At 63.6% G+C, this 22749-nt stretch carries 23 protein-coding genes; 13 read left to right on the top strand and 10 right to left on the bottom strand.

Translation table 11 applies throughout. The features are described 5' to 3' along the window. Nucleotides 1-29: 29 nt before the first annotated feature. Nucleotides 30-1238, bottom strand: a complete 1209-nt coding sequence (locus tag V1293_RS23710) for a penicillin-binding protein activator (protein ID WP_334512684.1) — start codon at nt 1236-1238, stop codon at nt 30-32. Nucleotides 1239-1470: 232 nt separating this feature from the next. On the opposite strand from V1293_RS23710, the gene rsmI reads away from it, so the two are divergent. The 4 genes from rsmI (at nt 1471) to V1293_RS23690 (ending at nt 4878) form a co-directional block, all read left to right on the top strand. Continuing rightward, nucleotides 1471-2424, top strand: a complete 954-nt coding sequence (rsmI, locus tag V1293_RS23705) for a 16S rRNA (cytidine(1402)-2'-O)-methyltransferase (protein ID WP_334512682.1) — start codon at nt 1471-1473, stop codon at nt 2422-2424. Next, the gene (locus V1293_RS23700; RefSeq protein WP_334512680.1) at nt 2411-2824 is read left to right on the top strand and encodes a YraN family protein; all 414 of its coding nucleotides are present in this window, start codon (nt 2411-2413) and stop codon (nt 2822-2824) included. The genes rsmI and V1293_RS23700 overlap by 14 nt, the downstream gene beginning before the upstream one ends. Before the next feature lie 33 nt (nt 2825-2857). Then, on the top strand, nt 2858-3805 hold the full coding sequence (gene gshB / locus V1293_RS23695) for a glutathione synthase (protein ID WP_334512678.1): 948 nt from the start codon (nt 2858-2860) through the stop codon (nt 3803-3805). Nucleotides 3806-4059: 254 nt separating this feature from the next. Beyond that, the gene (locus V1293_RS23690; protein WP_334512676.1) at nt 4060-4878 is read left to right on the top strand and encodes a hypothetical protein; all 819 of its coding nucleotides are present in this window, start codon (nt 4060-4062) and stop codon (nt 4876-4878) included. A 60-nt stretch (nt 4879-4938) separates the two neighbouring features. Here the strand turns inward: V1293_RS23690 and V1293_RS23685 are convergent, their stop codons facing one another. Then, a complete protein-coding gene (locus V1293_RS23685) occupies nt 4939-6414 on the bottom strand; it encodes an AMP nucleosidase (protein WP_334512674.1) in 1476 nt (491 codons plus the stop codon). A 275-nt stretch (nt 6415-6689) separates the two neighbouring features. Between V1293_RS23685 and V1293_RS23680 the strand changes: the two genes are divergently transcribed. The 5 genes from V1293_RS23680 (at nt 6690) to V1293_RS23660 (ending at nt 13393) form a co-directional block, all read left to right on the top strand. Then, entirely contained in the window at nt 6690-7673 is a 984-nt protein-coding gene (locus tag V1293_RS23680) for an MBL fold metallo-hydrolase (RefSeq protein ID WP_334512672.1), read from the top strand. Between the two features lie 209 nt (nt 7674-7882). Further along, nucleotides 7883-8065 carry a hypothetical protein gene (locus tag V1293_RS23675; RefSeq protein WP_334512670.1) on the top strand — a complete coding sequence of 61 codons (183 nt, stop codon included), beginning with the start codon at nt 7883-7885 and terminating at the stop codon, nt 8063-8065. Nucleotides 8066-8187: 122 nt separating this feature from the next. Continuing rightward, nucleotides 8188-9726 carry a YifB family Mg chelatase-like AAA ATPase gene (locus V1293_RS23670; protein WP_334512668.1) on the top strand — a complete coding sequence of 513 codons (1539 nt, stop codon included), beginning with the start codon at nt 8188-8190 and terminating at the stop codon, nt 9724-9726. Nucleotides 9727-10550: 824 nt separating this feature from the next. Then, nucleotides 10551-11018: a hypothetical protein gene (locus tag V1293_RS23665; RefSeq protein ID WP_334512667.1), complete on the top strand. Its 468-nt coding sequence runs from the start codon at nt 10551-10553 to the stop codon at nt 11016-11018. 140 nt (nt 11019-11158) lie between these two features. Beyond that, nucleotides 11159-13393: a PAS domain-containing hybrid sensor histidine kinase/response regulator gene (locus tag V1293_RS23660; protein ID WP_334512665.1), complete on the top strand. Its 2235-nt coding sequence runs from the start codon at nt 11159-11161 to the stop codon at nt 13391-13393. 267 nt (nt 13394-13660) lie between these two features. Here the strand turns inward: V1293_RS23660 and V1293_RS23655 are convergent, their stop codons facing one another. From V1293_RS23655 to hisB, 8 genes are all read right to left on the bottom strand, one after another. Next, nucleotides 13661-14815, bottom strand: coding sequence for an IS4 family transposase (locus V1293_RS23655; protein ID WP_334512664.1), 1155 nt, complete (start codon nt 14813-14815; stop codon nt 13661-13663). A gap of 219 nt (nt 14816-15034) precedes the next feature. Further along, complete coding sequence (gene coaA, locus V1293_RS23650) at nt 15035-15991, bottom strand: type I pantothenate kinase (RefSeq protein WP_334512662.1); 957 nt, start codon at nt 15989-15991, stop codon at nt 15035-15037. 15 nt (nt 15992-16006) lie between these two features. After that, entirely contained in the window at nt 16007-16330 is a 324-nt protein-coding gene (locus V1293_RS23645; protein ID WP_334512660.1) for a phosphoribosyl-ATP diphosphatase, read from the bottom strand. Nucleotides 16331-16413: 83 nt separating this feature from the next. Next, complete coding sequence (gene hisF, locus V1293_RS23640) at nt 16414-17190, bottom strand: imidazole glycerol phosphate synthase subunit HisF (RefSeq protein ID WP_334512658.1); 777 nt, start codon at nt 17188-17190, stop codon at nt 16414-16416. Nucleotides 17191-17200: 10 nt separating this feature from the next. Next, a complete protein-coding gene (hisA, locus tag V1293_RS23635) occupies nt 17201-17950 on the bottom strand; it encodes a 1-(5-phosphoribosyl)-5-[(5-phosphoribosylamino)methylideneamino]imidazole-4-carboxamide isomerase (RefSeq protein ID WP_334512657.1) in 750 nt (249 codons plus the stop codon). Beyond that, nucleotides 17938-18588 (bottom strand): imidazole glycerol phosphate synthase subunit HisH, encoded by a 651-nt coding sequence (hisH, locus tag V1293_RS23630; protein WP_334512655.1) that lies wholly within the window; start codon nt 18586-18588, stop codon nt 17938-17940. The genes hisA and hisH overlap by 13 nt, the downstream gene beginning before the upstream one ends. Beyond that, complete coding sequence (locus V1293_RS23625; protein ID WP_334512653.1) at nt 18585-19118, bottom strand: DUF2628 domain-containing protein; 534 nt, start codon at nt 19116-19118, stop codon at nt 18585-18587. The genes hisH and V1293_RS23625 overlap by 4 nt, the downstream gene beginning before the upstream one ends. Before the next feature lie 39 nt (nt 19119-19157). Further along, entirely contained in the window at nt 19158-19751 is a 594-nt protein-coding gene (gene hisB / locus V1293_RS23620) for an imidazoleglycerol-phosphate dehydratase HisB (protein ID WP_334512651.1), read from the bottom strand. Nucleotides 19752-19943: 192 nt separating this feature from the next. Here hisB and hslV point away from each other — a divergent pair, with 192 nt between their 5' ends. The 4 genes from hslV (at nt 19944) to V1293_RS23600 (ending at nt 22746) form a co-directional block, all read left to right on the top strand. After that, on the top strand, nt 19944-20495 hold the full coding sequence (gene hslV / locus V1293_RS23615; protein WP_334512649.1) for an ATP-dependent protease subunit HslV: 552 nt from the start codon (nt 19944-19946) through the stop codon (nt 20493-20495). Between the two features lie 14 nt (nt 20496-20509). Further along, a complete protein-coding gene (locus tag V1293_RS23610; RefSeq protein ID WP_334512647.1) occupies nt 20510-20995 on the top strand; it encodes a GNAT family N-acetyltransferase in 486 nt (161 codons plus the stop codon). After that, on the top strand, nt 20992-21603 hold the full coding sequence (locus V1293_RS23605; protein ID WP_334512645.1) for a DUF2585 domain-containing protein: 612 nt from the start codon (nt 20992-20994) through the stop codon (nt 21601-21603). Before V1293_RS23610 ends, V1293_RS23605 begins: the two co-directional genes overlap by 4 nt. Nucleotides 21604-21669: 66 nt before the next feature. Beyond that, complete coding sequence (locus tag V1293_RS23600) at nt 21670-22746, top strand: hypothetical protein (protein ID WP_334516872.1); 1077 nt, start codon at nt 21670-21672, stop codon at nt 22744-22746. Nucleotides 22747-22749: the final 3 nt, after the last annotated feature.

Raw genomic sequence — 22749 nt, 5'->3', positions numbered from 1 at the left:
GAGTTCACGCCTCACGACTTTTCGAGAGCCTACGCGCCAAAGCTCTTCGGCGAGCCCGCGACCGGCGTGCTGCCGCCGCTGGCGACCTTCATCACTGCAAGGCCGCGCTCATTGCTGCCGTCGGAGCGAAAGCGGAACAGGCCGTCGATGCCGGCAAAGCCCGACGGGTTGGTCAGCGTTTCCGGCGCAAAACGTTGGCTGCCCTGCTTCGATAGTGCGGCGACGAGTGCGACCGCGTCATAGGCGAGCGTTGCGGTGCGCACGGGATCGGCGCCGTATTTGGCGCGGTAGCGGCCGGAGAAGGCGCGGAAGCCCGACGGATCCGGCGCGGCATAGAGCCCGCCCTGCAGCACGGGACTCGCATAGACGCGCGGATTGTCCCACAGCCCGGTGCCGAGCAACTGGATGTTGCGCAAGTTCGCGCCCGCCGCGGTCAAGGCATCCGCTGTCGCCACAACCGATTCGCCGTCGTCGGCGATGAACAGCGCATCCGCCGAGCCGAGCGACTGCGCCACCGTCCGCGCCGCGGCCGAGCGATCGACGCTATATTTCTCGAAGGCGACGATGCGTCCCTTGCGGCCGACCGCCTGCTTGAAAGCTGCTTCCACCACATTGCCGTAAGCGTTGTCGGGCAATAGCGCCGCGAAAGATTTCTTTCCGATGCTGGCGGAATAATCGACGATCCGGTTGACGTCGGATTCGGGCAGGAAGCTCAGGAGATAGACGCCGCGTCCGGCGACGCTCGAGTCGGTCGAGAACGCAATCACCGAAACGCCGCGCGCGCGCGTCAGTTGCGCGGTCGCCGGCACCGAGGCCGCGAACAGCGGGCCCAGAATGATTTCCGCGCCCTCGCCGAGCGCCTGCTGAGTGACTTGCTGGGCGCCTTGCGGGCTGCCGCCGTCATCCTTGATCAGAAGCTGGATATTCGGATTCTGGAATTCCGCCAGCGCCATCTCGGCCGCGTTCTTCATCGATTGCGCGGCGACGCCGGCATTGCCGGCGGCCGAGAGCGGCAGGATCAGGCCGACCTTGACCTGCCCGTTGCCGACCGCAAGCGGCTGTTGCTGCGGGCCTGCGGGTCCCTCAGGCTGGGGAGTAGCGAACGGGTTCGAAACCGGGCCGCCGGCGCAGGCGCCGAGCAGGGGCGCACCGAGAATAAGACCAACCGCCGTCCGGCGGGTCGGTCCCGATAGCCGGAGATCCGGAGATCCGGGCTTGGGATTGAGCGGGCCTACCATCTTGTCTCTTCTCTTGACCGACCGCCGTCGGCCAGGATTCCGGCTTTCTGGGCCGAGGCACCTGAACCGCTACTGAACCCACATGCGGGATTCTGCAATATTGTCGAGGATTAGTTAACCAAAACAAAAGGATTACGGACCCGTCGCACGTTGTATGTCGCGGGGAACTTTCAGCCTTGTCTCCCTCCCGCCGGATATGGCGCTGGCACCAAAGCCCCTTTAGATTGCCATTATGCGCGCAAAACCCAGTTCCAACTACGGCTCCGACACCGAACCGGGTTCGGCCAACAGGACATTTTCGATCCGCGGCCACATCCTGAATGCCCCAAAGCCGGTTCCCGGCCTCTATCTGGTGGCAACGCCGATCGGCAATCTCGGCGACATTACCTTGCGCGCGCTGGAGACATTGGCCGGCGTCGACATCATCGCCTGCGAGGACACCCGCATCACCCGCCGCCTGACCGAGCGCTATGCGATCTCGGCGGAGCTCAAGCCGTATCACGAGCACAACGCGGCGATGGCGCGGCCGAAAATTCTGGAAAAGCTGGCGCACGGCGCCTCGATCGCGCTGGTGTCGGATGCCGGCACGCCCTTGATATCGGACCCCGGCTTCAAGCTGGTGCGCGAGGTCTGCGCCGCCGGCCATGCCGTGATCGCGGTGCCGGGCGCGTCCTCGGTGCTGACCGCGCTTTCGGTCGCCGCACTGCCGACAGACCGGTTCTTCTTCGAGGGATTCTTGCCCGCCAAGGAAGTCTCGCGGCGGACGCGGCTCGCGGAGCTTGCCCGGATCGACGCTACGCTCGTCATGTTCGAATCCGGCAACCGCGTGCAGGACACGCTCGCCGATCTTTCTGACATCATGGGCGGGCGCGACGCCGCGATCTGCCGCGAACTCACAAAACTGCACGAGGACATCACACGTGCGCCGATCGCGGAGCTGGCGAAGGCCGCCGATCAACTGGAAACCCGCGGCGAGTTCGTCCTCGTGATCGGCCCGCCGCGCGCCGATGAAGGGGTCATGACGCAGCATGATCTAGATGACCTGTTGCGTGCCTCGCTTGCGCGCGACAGCGTCAAGGATAGCGTGGCGCATGCGGTCGAGCTCTCGGGGCGGCCACGCCGCGAGGTCTACGCTCGCGCGCTGGAGCTCGCGAAAGAAACCAGAGGCGAGCATGGCGAAGATTGAAGGCACACAGCCACCCGACGCTGCGGCAAAACTCGCCGCGCCGGAGCGGGTCGCAGCCTTCCGCACCGGGCTTTCGGCCGAAAGCCGCGCCGCCGCCTTTCTGATGGCCAAGGGCTACCGCATCTTGGCAAAGCGCTTCCGCACCCCCTATGGCGAAATCGACCTGGTAGCGAAGAAGCGCAATCTGGTCGCCTTCGTCGAGGTCAAGGCACGAGCCAGCCTTGATGACGCCGCCTACGCCGTGACCCCGCGCCAGCAGGCCCGCATCATCGATGCCGCGCAAGGGTGGCTGATGGCGCATCCCGAGCATGCCGAATTTGAGCTGCGATTTGACGCCATCCTGATTGCGCCGCGGCGTCTGCCACGCCATCTGTTAGCGGCATTCGATGCCAGCACTTAGTAAGAACCCCTCCAGAGACCCGGACCCCCACCTATGAAATTGAATATCGCCGTCCAGATGGACCCCATCGCGCGTATCAACATCCGCGGCGATTCGACCTTTGCGCTGTTGCTCGAAGCGCAAAAGCGCGGCTACAGCATCTCTTATTACACTCCCGACAAGCTTTCGCTGCGCGGCGAGGAGCTGGTGGCGCCGATGCAAAAGCTCACCGTGCGCGACGAAATCGGCGACCATTTTACCCTTGGCGAACCCAAACGCGAGCCGCTGACCAATTTCGACGTCGTCCTGCTCCGGCAGGAGCCGCCGTTCGATATCGCCTACATCACCTCGACGCATTTGCTGGAACGAATCCATCCCAAGACGCTGGTCGTCAACGATCCGGCCAGCGTACGCAACGCGCCGGAAAAGATGTTCGTGCTCAACTTTCCGCAGCTGATGCCGCCGACGCTGATCTCGCGCGACCTCGACGAAATCAATTCGTTCCGCGACGAGCATGGCGCCGTTGTCATGAAGCCGCTGCACGGCCATGGCGGCGCCGCGGTGTTTCGCGTCATGCCGCAGGACATGAATTTCGGTTCGCTGTTCGACATGTTCTCGGTCACCTTCCGCGAGCCCTGGGTGATCCAGCGCTTCCTTCCCGAAGTGAAGAACGGCGACAAGCGCATCATCCTGGTCGACGGCGAATTCGCCGGCGCCGTCAACCGCGTGCCCGCCCCGGACGATCTGCGCTCCAACATGGTCCGCGGCGGCGCCGCGCAGGCGACCGAACTCTCGGAGCGCGAACGCGAAATCTGCGACACGCTGGGCCCCGCTCTGCGCGAGCGAGGATTGTTGTTCGTCGGCATCGACGTGATCGACGGCAATCTTACCGAGATCAACGTCACCTGCCCCACCGGCATCCGCGCCATCGCCCGGCTCGGCGGGCCGGACGTCGCTGGAAAGATCTGGGATGCCATCGAGAAGAAGCGCGGCGGGAAATAACTTCTCCTCGCGCAACATGAACTGACGCCTTCGGCCAACGCGGTGCGGCCTGACCTCGGCCGCATGAATTGGGTGCGCCTCCGGGCCGGCTAAAGCTAAATGGAACCGGAGCAGACGCCACGCCATGTGATTCCGCATCTTCCGTCATGCGGCGATTCTCTCCATCATACGGCCATTCTTTGGACAAAACTGGGGTGCTGGCGGCTGGTCGACCGGATACCTTCGGATGACATTGGACGGAAAGGGAAACGCCAATGAACTCCACGCCTGATCCGAAAGAAATTAAACCCCACGATGCCCCGGTCGCGGGCGCCGATGAACGGCTCGCGCACGCTCACGAACAGATCAAGCGCGCAGACGAACAGCTCACGCGTCTGACTGAACAGCTTGCAAAAATGGAGCGCGATGACGCGCGTCCACCTTCGGCAGGATCTCGCCCGCACCAACCTGGCCGGCCACCACCAGAAGGAAGGCCGGCGCTCCTGACCCTCGTCGGCTTGTCCCTGGCGGCGTGCATCACTGTCGTTGCCCTTCTGGTTTTGCTATTATCTTATGGCGACGGGCCCACGCTGATTGTCGCCCGTTGGGCGCCGCAGCCCGTTTCAACGCCATCATTGCCGCCGGAAAATCTGCCGTCTTCCGCGCCATCCGCTCCATCCACCTTTCAAGTGGCCGCGGCGGAGTCAGCCCCAGCGCAAGCAACACCACCGCAAACAACAACCCTGGCCCAGGCCGCACCGCAAGAGGCCGCGCCGACAGCACCCGCAGCGCTTCCCGATCAAACACAGTTGCTGCAAACCATGGCGCGCGATCTCGCGAATCTGGAGCGAAACATCGAACAGCTGAAGGCGAACCAGCAGCAGATCGCCAGCGACAATTCAAAAGCCATTGCGGAGCTCAAGGCGAGCCAGGAAGAGATGAAACGCGTGCTCGCGAAGGTTTCCGAGCAGGGCCCGCCCAGAGCGTCACCGCCTCCGGCGCAGCCGGCCCCGACCCTGCGCAAGCCCGAGCGGACACCGCAGGCGAGAGCGCGACCTCGATACCCGAGGGAGTGGATGTACGACGATTGGTAGGCGTCGCTCAGGCGAGCCACCGTTCATCGATGACGCCGGCAGAAATCCGGGTCCCATCGCTTACTGGAACGCAACCTCGGCAAAGCTCCTCAGCTTGCGCGAATGCAGCCGTTCCCGTTCCTGGGACTTGAGCTTTTCCAGCGCTCGAAGGCCGATCTCAAGGTGCTGGCCGACGCGGTGGCGGTAGAAGTCTCCGGCCATGCCGGCCAATTTGATCTCGCCATGCAGCGGCTTGTCCGATACGCAAAGCAAGGTGCCGTACGGTACGCGGAAGCGGAACCCGTTGGCGGCCACGGCTGCCGATTCCATGTCGAGGGCGATGGCACGCGACTGCGACAGGCGCCGGATGGTCGCCACGTGGTCACCGAGCTCCCAATTCCGGTTGTCGACGCTGGCAACCGTTCCGGTCCTCATCACCCGTTTGAGCTCAAACCCGCTCAGCCCCGTCACTTCGCCGACGGCCTGCTCGAGCGCGACTTGCATCTCGGCCAGCGCCGGAACCGGCACCCACAGCGGCAACTCCTCATCCAGCACGTGATCCTCGCGGACATATCCGTGAGCGAGGACGTAATCGCCGAGCTTCTGCGTGTTGCGCAGCCCCGCACAATGGCCGAGCATCAACCAGGCATGGGGCCGAAGCACTGCGACGTGGTCGGTGATGTTGCGCGCATTCGACGGGCCGGTGCCAATGTTGATCATGGTGATGCCGCGGGTCGCCTGCTGAACCAGATGAAAAGCCGGCATCTGCGGCAGGCGCTCCGGCGGCGCGTGCGTGGGATCTTGGGCGTCGAAGCCCGCTCTGGCCGTGATGACGTTACCCGGCTCGACGAAGGCATCCGCCACCGGATCGCCGGCCGCCATGCGCTCGCGGCAGATGCGTGCGAAGGCGTCGACATAGAATTGATAATTGGTGAAGATCACGAAGTTCTGGAAGTGCTCCGGATCCGTTCCCGTATAGTGGTAGAGCCGGTGCAGCGAATAATCCACACGCGCAGCACGGAACATCGCGAGCGGCTGTCGCGGGCCGGCAGGCAGCGTGCCGTTGACGATCGCGTCGTCGATGGTAGCGAGATCGGGCGTGTCGAACAGATCCCGCAGCGGCCGGTCGCGAGTGGCTACACTCGCTGCGATGTTGATGTCGCGTCGATAGGCAAAGTGAATCGCGATCGGTTCGTCCGATTCGCCGATCTCGACTGGCACACCGTGGTTCTGCACGAGAAGCCCGATCTGCTCGATGAAATACCCGCGAAAAAGATCCGGCCGCGTCACCGACGTCTCGTAGATGCCTGGGCCCGAGACAAAGCCATAAGAGAGGCGCGAGTCGAGGCGGGCGTGAGTTCCTGTGGTGATCCTGACAAATGGATAGACGGCACGCACGCGTCTGGCGAGCGGGTCGCCGCGGATATACGCTTCAAAAGCGGCGCGCAGGAAGCTGACGTTACGTTCGTAGATTTCGGCGAGACGGTCGACCGCCGCGGCCGCGTCGGTGAAGGCTTCGGTGGCGATCCGCTGTGGCGACAGGATGGTGTCTGGCATCGGCCTGACCTCGTGGGTTGCCGATACATATAATCCCGCCGGGCAACGGAAGGAAATGGCCCACCGGCCGGCATGATTTCAGGATGCGATTCGTTGCTTCGCGCACAAGGAAGCATGGCGCGAAATAACGCTGCGCTGCGCCATCGCATTTTCACATTCCTGTCGTGCTCTCTCATCCCGCTTGCCAATTTTGCGATGCGGGCGCAGCCTGTAGCCACGGATGAATCCGTCCGGGCATCTACTGCAATCTATAAAAATCAGTGGGAGGAAGACGCATGACGACGAATCTTTCGCGACGGTCTTTGCTTGCGCTCGGCGCAGGACTCGGTGTGGGTCTCAGCGCCTCAACGATGCTCGGCGGCAGCGCGCTGGCCAAGGCACCAAAGCTCGGCACGCAGACGCCCTACTGGCACCGCTTCATCCTCGGCGACGCCGAAGTGACCGTCGTATCCGACGGCACGCTGCCGCTCGGCCCTCCCAAGGGCACCTTCGTTGGCGTGCCCGATGAAGAAGTGAGGAAGATGCTCTCCGACAACTTCCTCAATCCCGACAATGTCGTGCTCGAGCAGAACTCGCCGATCGTAAACAACGGAGACAGACTGATCCTGTTCGACACCGGCATGGGCACGTCGAAAGCATTCGGGCCGACCACGGGCCGCCAGCAGAAGAGCATGGCGGAAGCCGGGATCAAGCCGGGCGATATCGACGCCGTGGTACTGTCGCACGCCCATATCGATCATATCGGCGGCATCGTCGGCGCCGACGACAAGCCGTTATTCCCCAACGCGCAATATTACATCACCCAGAGCGACTTCGAGTTCTGGACCGATGAAGGCAAGCTCGGCAGTCCCTTGAAGGATTTCGTGGTTCACGCCCGCAAGAACCTGATGCCGGTGCGCGATCGCATCGTGTTCATCAAGGACGGCCAGGAATTCTTGCCCGGCGTGCAGGCGATCGCGGCGCCCGGCCACACCGTGGGCCACACCATCTTCATGGTGACGTCATCAGGCAAATCCTTCGCCTTCCTCGGCGATCTCACGCACCACGCCGTGCTGTTGCTCGAAAAGCCGCGGATGGAGTTTTCCTACGACACCGACCCGAAACAGGCGGCGGGGACCCGGGTAAAGTTGCTCGACACAATCGCGGCCAACAAGACCCCGGTCATGTCCTATCACTTTGCCTGGCCAGGCTATGGCCACATCGCCAAGACCGGCGATGGATTCCATTATTATCCCGAGCCGATGAAGATGGAGCTCTGAGGGGAGTAGACGGCCCCGGGGGACCGGTCGACAAGGCCGGCCCCCGATCGGCAATAAGCGCTCGCGTGCGTGGCGTAGACGCCTCTTCAGAGGCATTTATCGAACGGGCATGTCTTAGGAACAATCGCGGACCGCCGAAATTGGTCTTTCCTGAGCGAGGATGAAGCTCGCGTCGCGACAGCTTGGCAGCCGGTATGGAGGCCCAGCAAATGACCAAAGACTTTGTGGCTATTGGCGCTGGCATGCTCGTCGTGGGGCTGGGAGTGTGGAGCTTGTGGGGTCACCCGCAGAACGCGACGCCCGCGGAGACCCGGGAGGCGCGCATTCTCGCCGATGATCCGGCGCTGAAGCTTGTGTCAGAGCAGAACCCGTACATGCGAACGGAACGCTAGGCTGGAGTGAAGCGCCAATGCCTCGGTGATCCGGCTTGGACCTTTTGCGCCTCCGTTCCCGTAACGTTCTTGACTTTCCCCAAGGTTCCCCGCTACCTTTGATTGCGTCACGAGGGGCAGGCATGGTTGCGCGGGTTTCTACGGTAGCCTTTGAGGGGATCGAGGCCCGCGCGGTCGACGTGCAGGTGCAGGTCGCGCCCGGCTTGCCGGCGTTTGCGATCGTGGGTCTTCCCGACAAGGCGGTGTCCGAGGCGCGCGAGCGGGTGCGCTCGGCGCTGATCGCCTCGGGGCTGGCGCTGCCGGCGCGGCGGATCATCGTCAATTTGGCTCCGGCCGACCTGCCGAAGGAAGGCAGCCATTACGATCTGCCGATCGCGCTCGGCCTGATGGCCGCGATCGGCGCGATCCCGCCGGACGCGCTCAACGGCTTTACCGTGCTCGGCGAACTCGGACTCGATGGCTCGATCGCCGCCGTGGCGGGCGTGCTGCCGGCCGCGATCGGGGCGAATGCGCGCGAGGAAGGCCTGATCTGTCCGGCGGCGTGCGGAACGGAAGCCGCCTGGGCAAGCCCCGATATCCAGATCATCGCGGCAAAATCGCTGATCCAGATCGCCAACCATTTCAAAGGCACGCAAGTGCTGTCGCGGCCGCAGCCGAAGGTGCACGAGCCGGAGGCGACGCATCTCGACCTGCGCGACATCAAGGGCCAGGAAAGCGCCAAACGCGCGCTCGAGATCGCGGCGGCCGGCGGGCATCATCTGCTGATGATCGGCTCGCCCGGCGCGGGCAAGTCGATGCTGGCAGCGCGGTTGCCTTCGATCCTGCCGCCGCTGTCGCCCTCCGAACTGCTGGAAGTCTCGATGATCGCCTCCGTCGCCGGCGAAATCCGAGACGGAGCATTGACGGCGCGGCGGCCGTTTCGCGCGCCGCATCATTCGGCCAGCATGGCGGCGCTCACCGGCGGCGGCATGCGCGCCAAACCCGGTGAGATTTCGCTTTCGCATCAGGGCGTGCTGTTCCTCGACGAACTGCCGGAGTTCGATGCGCGCGTGCTCGATTCGCTGCGCCAGCCATTGGAAAACGGCGAGGTCTCGGTGTCCCGCGCCAATCACCGCGTCACCTATCCGGCCCGCTTCATGCTGGTCGCGGCGATGAACCCGTGCCGCTGCGGCCATGCCTATGAGCCCGGCTATTCCTGCAAGCGCGCACCGGTCGACCGCTGCACATCAGATTACCAGATGCGAATCTCCGGCCCGCTGATGGATCGCATCGACCTGCGCATCGAGGTTCCGGCGGTCACCGCCGCCGATCTGATCCTGCCGCCGCCTTCCGAAGGCTCCGCGGAAGTCGCCGCCCGCGTTGCGGCCGCCCGCGGCCTCCAGCTTGCGCGCTATGCGGATGCCGGCATGCCGCATGTCCGCACCAACGCCGAAGCGCCGGCTTCGCTATTGGAAACGATCGCGCAACCGGATGCGCAGGGGCAAAAGCTTTTGCGCGACGCCGCCGAGACCATGAAGCTGACCGCGCGTGGCTATCACCGCGTGCTGCGCGTCGCGCGCACGCTCGCCGACCTCGACGGCGCGGAAAAAATCGGCCGGCTGCATCTGGCGGAGGCGTTGTCGTATCGCGCACTGGCGGAGGATTTGCGCAAGGCGGCGTAGGTCAGCCTCTCCACGGGTCGTTCGGGTGCCTCTCCGGCAAAATCACTTCTGATTTTCCGAAATCGTGTCAAGGCCGGGAATCAAAAATATTTCGCTTAACCCGCGGGCCAAATCAGCGGCATAACTCCGCGCGTCTCACGGCAGATGAGGGGCGTTGGCCATCGTCACGAACGTGCGGTGAGATGCGATGGACGCGAGGGCTGCGACTGACGTGTGCGGCTTGAGCGTACGGTGAGGTCGTGTGGTTCGGGCGCCGCGGTGCTGGCGTTAAGCTTGCGATACGAAGCGCGGGCGACGGAGGCAAAAGAGCCGTTCTCCGGGAAGAGCACGAAATAAGCCGTAAAGTCATTGCGCAGGGAAGGCCGGGATGCTCCCGCCGAACCTGTATGCTCGTGTGCCGCCTTTTGCCATGTGCATTGGCACGCGAGACCGCGGGTGCGGCGCGCACCCGGTCTTCCCTGCGCCCTCTGAACAGGAGGGCGGGAAGTTTCTCAAGCAAACCTCGGGCGCAATGCGCCGCGAGATCGCCGCCCCATATTCAGTTGTCATCGTCCGCCTTGTGCGCAATTGCACACTGGGGCGGACGATCCAGTATTCCAGAGACAGCAGTGATTGAATCGAGAAGCCTCGGCGTACTGGATACCCCCCGCCTTCGCGGGGTATGACGACTTTCCGTTATGTACCTACGGCGTCACCCCCACTCGCTATCAGGATGCTGCGCCTCACAAAAACAACCCGCGTCAATACGGCGGTAACTAGTTTCCTTTACTCTCTGCCAACCATAAGCCCCCTGTCGCGGGCTTATGGTGAGCGAGTAGCGTGTCATGTTGCGTTTGAAGATCCTGGCCTCGGTTGTTCCGCTGGCGATTGCCGCCCTGTTCGCGCGCGGCGAGTTTTTGACGGGACCGCGGCCCTGTATCGAGATCGCAGGCACGTCCGTCCAGATCGCCGCTCTGTCCTGGCAGGCACACCGCCACGTCGGTTTCACCAACGATCCTTCCCACGCGACGGTGCGGGTCCAGATTTCCGACAACGCAGAAGCGGCCGACTTCGCCGTGATCGACGATATCGATACGGCGGAAGCCGGCGCCTGCGAGAGCAACGCCCCGCCGCGGCTGGTCGCGATCTCCCGCAATCCCTCGCCCTCCGATCCCGTCATCTATCTTTCGCGGGATGGACCGGCCGACTACCGGATCTTCGTGTCCTCGAAGAGCTTTTCGCTGCTCGATGCCGCCGCCCTGATCGTCGGCGCCCGCGCCGACCGCCATCGCGTCGAAGCGGCGTCGCTTTAACACTTTATTCACCATGTTCTCATCGTGGCCGACAGCCGCGGTTAACCTCAAGCACTTTGCAATGTCGGCGACGCATCGTCTCTCCAAGACAGACGGCGACTGCCGGCTTGGTTCAAACAGCAATCTCAGGGTCAATGGCGATGGGACGGACCTTCCGGATCAAACTTCGCTTTCGCCGTTTCGGCCGCCGGCATCCCTGGCTGGTCTTCACGCTGCGCTCCTTCATGATCTTCTCGATCGTGTTCGGCGCGGCCTATGGATTCATCGCCGGAAGCAAGACCGAAAATTCCGGCTATGACCCGCACACCTTTGCGATCGGCGTCACCTTTCTGTTTGCGATCGCCTGCGTCGCGCTCGCGGCCCTGAGTGTCCGGCTTCGCCTGTTGCGCAAGAAGATGCGCAAGGTCGCGCTGCATAATGAAGCGCTGGCCGACCGAAACTGGGAATTGCAGGAGGCCGAGCAGCGCGCGCGCCGCCTGTTCGAAGCGCAAGGCGATCTGATCGTGCTGCGCGACGCCGAGGCCCGGATCACCTACGCCAACGATGCCTATTGCGAGCTCGCACAGATGCCGCGCGACGCGCTGATCGGCACCCGCTTCGCGCTTGAAGTCCTCGAACAGGGCGACACCGCGCTCGAACCGAACGGCACCCGCGTTCACGACCAGCAGATCGCGGGTCCGCTTGGTCCGCGCTGGATCGCGTGGCGCGAGGGTCTCGTCCGCAACGACGCCGGAGGACCGGCGGAAATGCAAAGCGTCGGCCGCGACGTCACCGATCGCACCGAAAGCGAGCGCGCGCTGACGGAGGCCCGCGACCAAGCCGACGCGGCAAGCCGCGCCAAGTCGCGCTTCCTCGCGATGGCGAGCCATGAAATCCGGACGCCGCTCAACGGCATCATCGGCATGAGCGGCCTGTTGATGGATACGCCGCTGACGCCGGAACAGGCGACCTATGTCAAGGCGGTAAAGACTTCCGGCGACGCGCTGCTCTCGCTGATCGAGGAGCTGTTGGATTACTCCAAGATCGAGGCCGGCAAGATCGATCTCGAGCATCGCCCGTTCGCGTTGTCAGGCATGATCGAGGACATCACCGAATTGCTGGCGCCGCGCGCGGAGGCCAAGAAAATCGAGATTGCCGCCTATGTCGACGAGCGGCTGCCGACGCACGTGATCGGCGACGCGGCGCGGTTGCGGCAGGTGCTGCTCAATCTCGCCGGCAACGCCATCAAGTTCACCTCGGCCGGCGGCGTCGCCCTGATCGTCGAACCCGGCATCTGGCCCAATGAGATCAGTTTCCTGGTGCGCGACACCGGAATCGGCATCGCGCCCGAGGCGCGCGAGCGGATCTTCCGTGAGTTCGAACAGGCCGACGACAAGATCGCCCGCAGCTATGGCGGCACCGGACTTGGCCTGAGCATCTCCGATCGCATCGTCAAGCGCATGGGCGGCCGCATCACGCTGGAAAGTCAGCCGGGCGCCGGCTCGACATTCGAAGTGTCGATCCCGCTTATCGCCGCCGACGGCGAACAAGCGCCTTTCGCGGCGCCGGATCTCTCCGGCCAGTCGATCATGCTGGTCTCGCCGCAGAGCATCGAAGCCTCGCTGACCGTGCGGCGGCTGCAGCGCTGGGGCGGGCAGACCTGCATGCTTTCCGACGCCGACGTCGCCGAGGCCCTGCTGCCCGAGCGGCCCTGGCACGCCGTGCTGATCGATCACGCACTGGGGCTGGCCGATATCGAACGGCTCGGTGAGGCCGCGCGCCTGCACGCCATGCAGCGTATCGTGATGTTTACGCCGGCGACGCGGCACGAATTGAAGCCGGACGCCATCTCCGCCTTCACCGGCTATCTGGTCAAGCCGCTGCGCGCGGCGTCACTCGCAGCCCGCCTGACGACCGCGCCCGAAGTGGCCGCGCCGAGCCTGGAGCCGGCCATCGACCCGATCGAGACGGCTGCCGCGCCGTCGGCCAAGGGCCTGTCGATCCTGGTAGCCGAAGACAATCAGATCAATGCGCTATTGATCCGCTCGCTGCTCGGCCGGCTCGGCCACCACGCCGTGATCACCACCAACGGGGCCGAGGCGCTGGAGTCCTGGCTGTCAGCGAAATCCGCTGACACCCCCTACGACCTCGTCCTGATGGACATCCAGATGCCGCAACTCAACGGCATCGAAACCACCAAGCGGATTCGCACCCTCGAGGCCGGCGAACCGGGAAGCCGGACGCCGATCCTCGCGCTCACCGCCAACACGCTGGTGGAAGACCGCTACGCCTGCTTCGAAGCCGGCATGGACGGATTTTTGATCAAGCCGCTCGATCGCGAGAAACTCGCCGACGCGCTTGCCGGCCTCATCGCGTCACGACACATCGCGGCGTGAGGTGGCAAAACAGTCCCACCGTCGCCCCTGCGAAAGCAGGGGCCCATAATCACAGGGTTTAGTGATAAGCAAAGAAGGTCGTTTGGCCGCCTGCCCAACGAAAAGCTGCGGCGTATGGGTCCCTGCGTTCGCACTAGTTGATTCGCACATCTTTGAGGGTTGCCCACGCCGCCGCCACGCCTAAGAAGTATTGGAGGCCATGCCGCATGGTGATGGGTCCCGGTTTGGTGCGTGGGTATCCGTCCCATCCGCCGAGGCGAGCGATGATCATGAGGCCCAAGCCAGGCTTTGCGGCGGATGTGGATTGCTTTGGAGTGCGGTCCTGCCCTCGTATTTGGTGGCAAGCGCGGCGAGGAGTTTGATCTGCTCTTCATTGAACGCGTTGCTGGCGGGCTCGGCGCTGCGTCCGTCGCGAGCCTGAACGAGTTGCAGGATCATAACGGCAGCTTTGGCGGCAATCGCGGTGAGCTTGAGCAGCCGATCGGCCGTTTCGATCCGGCTGTCTTCGAGCTGGAGACCCTGAGTTTTGATCAGGCGAAACAGTTGCTCGATAATCCAGCGCTTTTTGTACCAATTAACGATCTGCCAGGCGGACGCGACATCGCTCACGTCATGGGTCGTCAGCAGGTACCAATGCAGCGGCTCGACGCCTGCTGGCGGATCGACTTCAGCGACCTCGACCAGAGTAAGCTCGACCGTCTTGGGTAAATCGGACGATGCCTTCTGCGGCCGTTTGAGGGTGACCCGACCGAAACGCAGCATGAGTTTGGCTTGCCGGGCGGGTCGATCGGCACGCGCCACAACATCAATGGTCGCGGTGTCGACGATGGGCCAGCTGGCGGCGGTGGCATACATGCTTGCCCCGTCCGCCAGCACGCGATCATGCATGCTCCGCGTCAGCAGATGAAAGTTTGAGTCCGATACGCTCGCCCATTTGGCATAGATGTCGCCCTCGCGATCATCGATCACCGTGACCATCGCGGCCGCAGACAATACCTGCTTGGCTCGATTGGCCGTGCTGATCCAACGCTCCGATTCCTTCTGCTCCAGCGGCCGCTTGTCATGCGGAACCGTCACCCGGCCTTGGCGCGTCCAAATCTTCCCGGCAACCAGACCCAGACATGCGTCGCTGTCGGCATCTACGGTGGCCATTGCATGCAACAGCAAACCGTGGCCGGTCCCTTTGCCGATCTCACCCAGCCCGCGCCGGCGCTCGGGCTTGGTTCTAAAATTGATCTCGCTTGTATCCTGGATCGCCAGCACGTGCCGGCCAGCCACTGCAACGGCCGTTTGTTCACCCCAGCCTGCGAGCAGCGCTTCCAGGGTCACATTCTCATTGGCGAGAAATCGGCCGAATTGGACGATCTTGGCCCGATCACCCGCCGCCGCTCGCCGCAAGCACGAACTGGCGCGCGTGACCATTCCTTCGAGCAGGGCCGCCCCCCTTTATCGAGACGACCGTCCCCGAACCGACCAAGCCTGAATTGTTCGTTCAACATCTGGCACCTCAACAGAATCGAAGTGCCACACACAGAATCACGCCGCCCCGGCGCCGGGGAAGGCTAAATCAAAAGGCCGAGTCATTCCGTCGCAGTCAAGATCTGTGCATCTACTAGTGCGTTCGCAGGGACGACAGAGAGATTACAGCCGCCGCAGCGCCACCGTCTCGACCAGGTGATCGGCGCGCTTTTTCAGGATCAGCGTCGCGCGCGGCCGGGTCGGCAGAATATTGTCCTCGAGATTGGCGAGGTTGGTGCGTTCCCAGATCGCGATCGCGGTCGCCGTGGCCTCCTCGTCCGAGAGCACTGCGTAGCGATGGAAGTACGATTTGGGATCGTGGAACGCGGTATCCCGGAGTGCGAGGAAGCGCCGCACATACCATTCGCGCAGCACCGGCTCCTCGGCATCGATATAGACCGAGAAGTCGAAGAAGTCCGACACCACGGGCACCGCCTTGCCGTCGCGCGGCAGGCGGCCGGTCTGCAGCACATTGACGCCCTCGACGATCAGGATGTCGGGACGATCGATCTCGATCCACTCGTTCGGCACGATGTCGTAGACCAGATGGGAGTAAACCGGCGCGCGCACCGGCCGGCGGCCGGCCTTGATGTCGGAGAGAAACGACAGCAGCATCGGCAGATCGTAGCTCTCGGGAAAGCCCTTTTTCTGCATCAGTCCCTGTCGCTCAAGCACGGCATTGGGAAACAGAAAACCGTCTGTCGTCACCAGGTCGACCTTGGGCCGCGGCGACCAGCGCGCCAACAGCGCCTGCAGCACGCGGGCGGTGGTCGATTTGCCGACCGCCACCGAGCCGGCGACGCCGATGATGTAGGGCACCTTGCGGTCGCGGATGGCGAGGAATTGGCGCTGCGCCTGGTAGAGCCGGTGCATGGCGTCGACATAGATCGACAGCAGGCGCGACAGCGGCAGATAGATGTCCTCGACCTCCTGCATGTCGAGGCGGTCGTGCATCGAACGCAGCCGCTCGAATTCGCCCGGCTCCAGCGTCATCGGCGTGTCGTCGCGCAACCGCGCCCACTGCTCGCGCGTGAAGATGCGGTAGGGGTTGTATTGCTGTTCGGTGGCCCGGATATCCATGAACTGCCCCTTCGGCTAGTCGCGCTTGCGCGACGCCTTTTCCTCAAGCCCCGACATCGACGTCCGCTGCGCCAGCGCGGCCTCGACCTCGTCGAGCTTGACGCCGCGTGCCTTCAAAAGCACCAGCAGGTGAAACAGCAAATCGGCGCTTTCGGCGATCAGGTGGCCGCGATCGTTCTCGACCGCGGCGATCACGGTCTCGACCGCTTCCTCGCCCAGCTTCTTGGCGCAATGCTCCGCGCCCTTGTCGAGCAATTTGCGGGTGTAGGACGCCTCGCCTCCCGATGCGGCCCTTGCATCGATGGTGGCGGCCAGATCGTGGATCGTGAAACGCGACATCAACCGAACTCAACGCTCGCGCCCGGCCAAAGGCCGCGACGCCGTCCCAGAGAGGGACTTAGCACTTTTGTGACGGCGAGTCGTCAGGGATCGAGCCGCATCGGCAGTCCGGCGCGCACCATGTGCTCCTTGGCTTGGCGTATGGTAAATTCGCCGAAGTGGAATATCGAGGCCGCCAGCACCGCGGTGGCGTGGCCCTGGCGGATGCCGTCGACCAGGTGGTCGAGATTGCCGACGCCGCCGGAGGCGATGACCGGTACGGGGACACTGTCGGCGATGGCCTGCGTCAGCGGCAGGTCGAAGCCCTGCCGTGTGCCGTCGCGGTCCATCGAGGTCAGCAGGATTTCGCCGGCGCCGAGCGATACCACTTCCTGCGCGTATTCGATGGCGTCGATCCCGGTGGAGTTGCGGCCGCCATGGGTAAAAATCTCCCAGCGGTCGGACCCGGCGGCGCGCTTGACCCGCTTGGCGTCGATCGCGACCACGATGCACTGCTCGCCGAATTTTTCGGCCGCCTGCTTGACGAATTCGCGGTTGGCGACCGCAGCCGAATTGATCGAAACCTTGTCGGCGCCGGAGCGCAAAAGCGTCTTGATGTCGTCGATGGTGCGGACCCCGCCGCCGACCGTCAGCGGCATGAAGCAGGCTTCCGCCGTGCGCCGCACGACATCCAGCATGGTGCCGCGGTTTTCATGGGTGGCGGTAATGTCGAGGAAGCACAATTCGTCGGCACCGGCGGCGTCATACGCAATCGCCGCCTCCACGGGATCGCCGGCATCGCGCAGGTCGACGAAATTGACGCCTTTGACCACCCTTCCGTCCTTGACGTCTAGACAGGGGATGACGCGAACCTTGAACATCGCAATACTCCTAGGCCGCGGCGCGGGCGTTGCGGATCAGCGTCAGCGCCGCCGCCGGATCGAGCCGGCCATCATAGAGCGCGCGGCCGGCAATGGCGCCGGCGAGCTTTTTGGCGCGCGGCTGCAGCAGCGCCTTGACGTCGTCGATCGAAGCGAAACCGCCCGAGGCGATCACAGGGATCGAGATGCGGTCCGCCAGCGCGATCGTGGCGTCGAGATTGAGACCTTTCAGCAGACCATCGCGTGCGATGTCGGTGAAGATGATCGCGGCGACGCCGGCATCCTCGAATCGCTCAGCGATTTCGAGCGCGGTCACCTGCGAGGTCTCGGCCCAGCCTTCGACGGCAACCTTGCCGTCGCGGGCGTCGAGGCCGACAGCGACGCGGCCGGGAAATTTCCTCGCGGCGCTCTTCACCAGTTCGGGATCGCGCACCGCGGCGGTGCCGATGATGACGCGCGCGATGCCCTTGTCGAGCCAGGCTTCGACGGTCTTGAGATCGCGAATGCCGCCGCCGAGCTGCACCGGCATGGTGACCGCCTTCAGCATCGCCTCGACGGCAAGCGCATTCATCGGCTTGCCGGCAAAGGCGCCGTCGAGATCGACGACATGCAGATATTCGAACCCCTGCTCGGCGAAGGACCGCGCCTGCGCCGCGGGATCGAGGTTGAACACGGTCGCGCGCGCCATGTCGCCCTGTTCGAGGCGCACGCACTGGCCGTTTTTCAGGTCGACAGCGGGAAAGAGAATCACGGTTTCCACTTCAGGAAATTCGAGATCAGGGCCAGGCCGAAGCGTTGGCTCTTCTCGGGGTGAAACTGCGTACCGATGGCGGTGTCCTTGCCGACGATTGCCGTCACGGGCCCGCCGTAATCGGCGCGCGCCAGCACATCGGCCTCGTTGGAGGCGTTGAGGTGATAGGAGTGCACGAAGTAAGCGTGGCGCCCCTTCGGCCCGAGCGACAGCCGCTCCAGCACGGGGTGCTCGCGGATCATGTCGAGCGTATTCCAGCCCATGTGCGGGATCTTCAGATTTTCCTCGCGCGGCGAGATCTTCTCGACGTCGCCCTCGATCCAGTTGAAGCCGTCGGTTACGACGTGCTCCTTGCCGCGCGTGGCCATCAGCTGCATGCCGACGCAGATGCCGAAGAACGGCCGGGCCTTGACGCGCACGGCCTCGGTCATCGCTTCCAGCATGCCGTCGACCGCGTCGAGGCCGCGGCGGCAATCGGCGAAGGCGCCGACGCCGGGCAGCACGATACGATCGGCGCGAAACACGGCCTCGGGATCACGCGTCACAACGACCTTCTGCGGCTCTTCCATGCTCCGGGAGGCCCGCTCGAAAGCTTTTGCCGCCGAGTGAAGATTGCCGGAGCCGTAATCGACGATCGCAACGGTCATCGCGGCCCTCCCGGCTCCGGAAACAGGCCGATGATCCCGCCTTGCGGCAATGGCGGCGGCGGTTTGGAGAACGGCTGGCCCGGAATGTTGCGGGTCGGCGGCGGTCCGCCGCGATCGACCGCCCATTGATCGTTGCTAAGCCCGCGCTGCCGGCCGGTCCAGCGATCGAAGAAGCGGCGCTCGGCCGTTTCCTCGTCGTCGGCGACCACGATGTCGAGCTGGCGCCATTTGCGCCGCGACAGCGTCCAGCGCCGCAGGCTGGCCGCTTCGAGGCCCATCAGTATCGCAATCAGGACGTCGGCCATGAAGATCGTGCCACGGGCGGCGCCCAGCGCCGACATCCCGAACTGGATGGCGATCATCAGAACGATCCAGCCGATCAGCGCCAGCCACAGCCGATGCCACAACAGCCAGATCACGCTCGCGACCGCGGCCCAGAAATGGAAGCCGTCACGCACAAACACGAATTTGTCGGCCGCCGCGAGATCGGCGCCGTTGGCTACGGGAGCATGCACTGTGTAGACCGGCATCGAACCTCTCCGCCGCGAACGAAAAACGCAAACAAGAAATCAGCCGCCGAGCTGACCCTTGGTGGAAGGCACTTCGCCGGCCGCGCTCGGATCGATCGCAACCGCGGCACGAAGCGCCCTCGCCAGACCCTTGAAACAGGATTCGGCGATATGATGGCTGTTCTCGCCATATAATGTCTCGACGTGCAAAGTCACGCCGGCGTTGATGGTGAAGGCGTTGAACCATTCGCGCACCAGCTCGGTATCGAACTGACCGACCTTGTCGCGCGGAAATTCGACCTTGAACACCAGCACCGGCCGGCCCGAAATGTCGATCACGACGCGCGACAGCGTCTCGTCCATCGGCATGTGGATCGAGGCATAGCGGGTGATGCCGGCCATGGTGCCGAGCGCCTGTTTAACGGCCTGCCCCAGCGCGATGCCGACGTCCTCGGTGGTGTGGTGGTGATCGACATGGAGGTCGCCATCGGCCTTCACCGTGATGTCGATGCGGGAATGCCTGGCCAGGAGGTCGAGCATATGGTCGAAAAAGCCGATACCGGTCGAAACCTTGGACACGCCCGTGCCATCGAGGTTTACCGCGACCTCGATGTCGGTTTCCTTGGTCTTGCGCTTGATGGACGCTGTGCGCATGAAAACTGCTTCCCTTTGGCGGCCTGGGGGCCGAAAACGCGGCCCTTTTAACAGGCTGATATCGCCTTCGCTACTGCGGGATGACGCCTAAAGGGCCGAACTTCGGCTCATGGTGAGTGGAATCCCGGCTGAAATGCCCCGATTGTAACCCTGCTTGCCAACCCCTAAATCTGACGGGAACGAGGGCAACGCATGCAAGCATCTGAGAATACGCTGCCGATCTGGCACGGGACCACGATTTTGACGGTCCGCAAGGGCGGCAAGGTAGTGATCGGCGGCGACGGCCAGGTCTCGATCGGCCAGACCGTCATCAAGGCCAACGCCAAAAAGGTCCGCAAACTGGGCAAGGGCGACGTGATCGGCGGCTTTGCCGGAGCGACGGCGGACGCCTTCACCCTGTTCGAGCGGCTGGAAAGCAAGCTCGAGCAATATCCGGGGCAATTGACCCGGGCGGCGGTCGAACTCGCCAAGGACTGGCGGACTGACCGCTATCTGCGCCGGCTGGAGGCGATGATGATCGTCGCCGACAAGGACGTCTCGCTGGTCCTGACCGGCACCGGGGACGTGCTGGAGCCGGAAGCAGGCGTCATGGCGATCGGCTCCGGCGGCAACTACGCGCTCGCCGCCGCCCGCGCCCTGGTCGACACCGACAAGGATGCCGAGACCATCGTGCGCCGCGCCCTCGATATCGCCGCCGATATCTGCGTCTACACCAACCGCAACGTCACGATCGAAACGCTCTGAGGGAGCCGCCGGTCATGGCGCCGGACTATGCCTTCCGCCCGATGACATCTGCAGATCTACCGCTGGTCCGGCGTTGGCTGGCGGAGCCGCATGTCGTGCAATGGTGGGGCGATCCGTCCGAGCAATATGATCTCGTCAGCGGCGACCTCGATGAACCCGCGATGGAGCAGTTCATCGTCTCGGCGGGGAGCAACGATTTCGCCTATCTACAGTGCTACGACCTGACTGCGTGGAATTCGGGCTTTGGCGAACATCCGCGCGGCACCCGCGGCATCGACCTGTTCATCGGCGAGCCCGACATGATCGAACGCGGCCATGGTTCGGCGCTCATTCGCGCCTTCGTCGACGAGCGCCTAAGGAATGGTACGCCGCGCATTGTCACCGATCCCGATCCGGCCAATGCCCGCGCTATTCGCGCCTACGAGAAGGCGGGCTTTGAAAAAGTTGGTATGGTCGATACACCTGATGGCCCAGCCCTATTGATGGTCCGCAACGCATGACCTCTACCAGCAGCATCGACAAAGCCCCGGTCATCCGCGCGCTTTCGGCCTGGCATTGGACCTTGATCGCAGCCTGCATTCTCGCAGCTCAAGCCGCGATCCTGTACGGGATGGGCCGCCTGCCGATCTGCGCCTGTGGCTACGTAAAACTCTGGCACGGCGTGGTGCAGAGTTCGGAGAACTCGCAGCACATCGCCGACTGGTACACGCTGTCGCACATCCTGCACGGCATCCTGTTCTACGGCGCAGCCTTGCTCGCCTTCCCGCGCCTCGCCTGGCAGGGCCGCCTGATCCTTGCCATGCTGGTCGAGGGCGGCTGGGAACTGGTCGAGAATTCCGACTGGATCATCAATCGCTACCGCGCCGGCACGATCTCGCTGGATTATTTCGGCGATACCATCGTCAACTCGATCTCCGACTCGGTTGCGATGATCGGCGGCTTTCTGCTGGCAAGAAAGCTCCCGGTCGCCATCACCGTGGCACTGGCGCTGCTGTTCGAACTCGTGTTGGCGCTCCACATTCGTGACAATCTGACGCTCAACATCATCATGCTGATTCACCCCTTCGAGGCGATCAAGCTGTGGCAAAGTGGGCCGCCGATCATCTAGCCCGATTGCATCGGCTGCTTGCGACAGCCCTGATCCGGCTTACTTAACGCCAGAGGTCCAGTGTCGATGATTGCAAGCGAGATTTTGGAGAAGGGCGTTGAGCGCGGCATTATCACGGCCGAACAGGCCGAACGCCTGCGCGCGCTGGAAACTGCCGGCGAGCCGCCGGAATTGCCCGCCTCGCCCGACGACGAACAGCTTCGTTTCATCAGCGGTTTCAGCGACATCTTTGTCACTATTGGCCTTGCCTTGTTCATTGGAGCGACAGGGTATTTTGGGTCGCGATCTGGCGGCCCACTGGGGATGTGGATCACCATCGCCATCATGGCATGGCTGCTTGCGGAGTTCTTCACCCGGCTTCGGCGCATGGCGTTGCCGAGCATCGTTCTTCTGGTCGTCTTTGCGGCGGCCGTATTCCTGGGCACGAATACATTTTTCGGCACGGATGCGAGGGCCAACATCCATCTGCAGACCCCTGCGGGCATGTTGGGCCTCAACGGATACGAGCCGACGATGGTGGCGGCCGCCGCTTTTGTGACCGTGTTGGCGACGGCGGTGCACTATTGGCGCTTTCGGGTGCCCATCACCATCGCGGCGGGCTGCTGCGCGCTGACAGGCACGGTCGTCGGACTGGTTCATGGGCTGACGCCGGAGTTACCGCCCGTCGCGTATAATGTCGTCATTTTTGCTTGCGGTCTTGCCGTATTCGCGTTGGCGATGCGCTTCGATATCGCCGATCCGGAGCGACTGACGCGACGAACCGACGTCGCCTTCTGGCTTCACCTACTTGCATCGCCCTTGATAGTTCACTCGCTGATCAAGGGAATGGTGACTGACGCGTCCAAACTCTCTCCCGGGACGGCCGTCGCCATCATGGCTGTATTTCTGGCATTGAGCTTTGTTGCAGTCTTGATCGACCGCCGCGCTCTGCTGGTATCCGGCCTCGCCTACGCCGGAGTTGCATTCTGGACCCTGATCCGCCAAGTGGGGCTCTCCGATATGACGACCCCGCTCACGCTCCTTGTGCTCGGTGCTTTCGTGCTCTTGCTCAGCGCCGGATGGAAGCCACTGCGAGCCGGGATATTGAAATTGACACCGTTGGCGCTCACCCGTCGCCTCCCGCAACCAACCCTATCCGTATAAGAT

It is taken from the genome of Bradyrhizobium sp. AZCC 1693, assembly GCF_036924745.1.
GTDB lineage: Bacteria > Pseudomonadota > Alphaproteobacteria > Rhizobiales > Xanthobacteraceae > Bradyrhizobium.
The sequence above is the reverse complement of the archived record's forward strand: the minus strand, read 5'-3'. Positions and strand labels throughout refer to the sequence as shown.

Excerpts from the sequence above, each read along its gene's own strand:
- V1293_RS23670 (WP_334512668.1), top strand. The coding sequence starts at position 8,188 with ATGGTTGCGCGGGTTTCTACGGTAGCCTTTGAGGGGATCGAGGCCCGC.
- V1293_RS23685 (WP_334512674.1), bottom strand. The coding sequence starts at position 6,414 with ATGCCAGACACCATCCTGTCGCCACAGCGGATCGCCACCGAAGCCTTC.
- V1293_RS23610 (WP_334512647.1), top strand. The coding sequence starts at position 20,510 with ATGGCGCCGGACTATGCCTTCCGCCCGATGACATCTGCAGATCTACCG.
- V1293_RS23710 (WP_334512684.1), bottom strand. The coding sequence starts at position 1,238 with ATGGTAGGCCCGCTCAATCCCAAGCCCGGATCTCCGGATCTCCGGCTA.
- rsmI (WP_334512682.1), top strand. The coding sequence starts at position 1,471 with ATGCGCGCAAAACCCAGTTCCAACTACGGCTCCGACACCGAACCGGGT.
- coaA (WP_334512662.1), bottom strand. The coding sequence starts at position 15,991 with ATGGATATCCGGGCCACCGAACAGCAATACAACCCCTACCGCATCTTC.
- V1293_RS23665 (WP_334512667.1), top strand. The coding sequence starts at position 10,551 with ATGTTGCGTTTGAAGATCCTGGCCTCGGTTGTTCCGCTGGCGATTGCC.
- V1293_RS23690 (WP_334512676.1), top strand. The coding sequence starts at position 4,060 with ATGAACTCCACGCCTGATCCGAAAGAAATTAAACCCCACGATGCCCCG.
- V1293_RS23600 (WP_334516872.1), top strand. The coding sequence starts at position 21,670 with ATGATTGCAAGCGAGATTTTGGAGAAGGGCGTTGAGCGCGGCATTATC.
- V1293_RS23625 (WP_334512653.1), bottom strand. The coding sequence starts at position 19,118 with ATGCCGGTCTACACAGTGCATGCTCCCGTAGCCAACGGCGCCGATCTC.
- hisB (WP_334512651.1), bottom strand. The coding sequence starts at position 19,751 with ATGCGCACAGCGTCCATCAAGCGCAAGACCAAGGAAACCGACATCGAG.
- hslV (WP_334512649.1), top strand. The coding sequence starts at position 19,944 with ATGCAAGCATCTGAGAATACGCTGCCGATCTGGCACGGGACCACGATT.
- V1293_RS23660 (WP_334512665.1), top strand. The coding sequence starts at position 11,159 with ATGGGACGGACCTTCCGGATCAAACTTCGCTTTCGCCGTTTCGGCCGC.
- V1293_RS23700 (WP_334512680.1), top strand. The coding sequence starts at position 2,411 with ATGGCGAAGATTGAAGGCACACAGCCACCCGACGCTGCGGCAAAACTC.
- V1293_RS23675 (WP_334512670.1), top strand. The coding sequence starts at position 7,883 with ATGACCAAAGACTTTGTGGCTATTGGCGCTGGCATGCTCGTCGTGGGG.
- hisH (WP_334512655.1), bottom strand. The coding sequence starts at position 18,588 with ATGACCGTTGCGATCGTCGATTACGGCTCCGGCAATCTTCACTCGGCG.
- gshB (WP_334512678.1), top strand. The coding sequence starts at position 2,858 with ATGAAATTGAATATCGCCGTCCAGATGGACCCCATCGCGCGTATCAAC.
- V1293_RS23655 (WP_334512664.1), bottom strand. The coding sequence starts at position 14,815 with ATGGTCACGCGCGCCAGTTCGTGCTTGCGGCGAGCGGCGGCGGGTGAT.
- V1293_RS23645 (WP_334512660.1), bottom strand. The coding sequence starts at position 16,330 with ATGTCGCGTTTCACGATCCACGATCTGGCCGCCACCATCGATGCAAGG.
- hisF (WP_334512658.1), bottom strand. The coding sequence starts at position 17,190 with ATGTTCAAGGTTCGCGTCATCCCCTGTCTAGACGTCAAGGACGGAAGG.
- V1293_RS23605 (WP_334512645.1), top strand. The coding sequence starts at position 20,992 with ATGACCTCTACCAGCAGCATCGACAAAGCCCCGGTCATCCGCGCGCTT.
- V1293_RS23680 (WP_334512672.1), top strand. The coding sequence starts at position 6,690 with ATGACGACGAATCTTTCGCGACGGTCTTTGCTTGCGCTCGGCGCAGGA.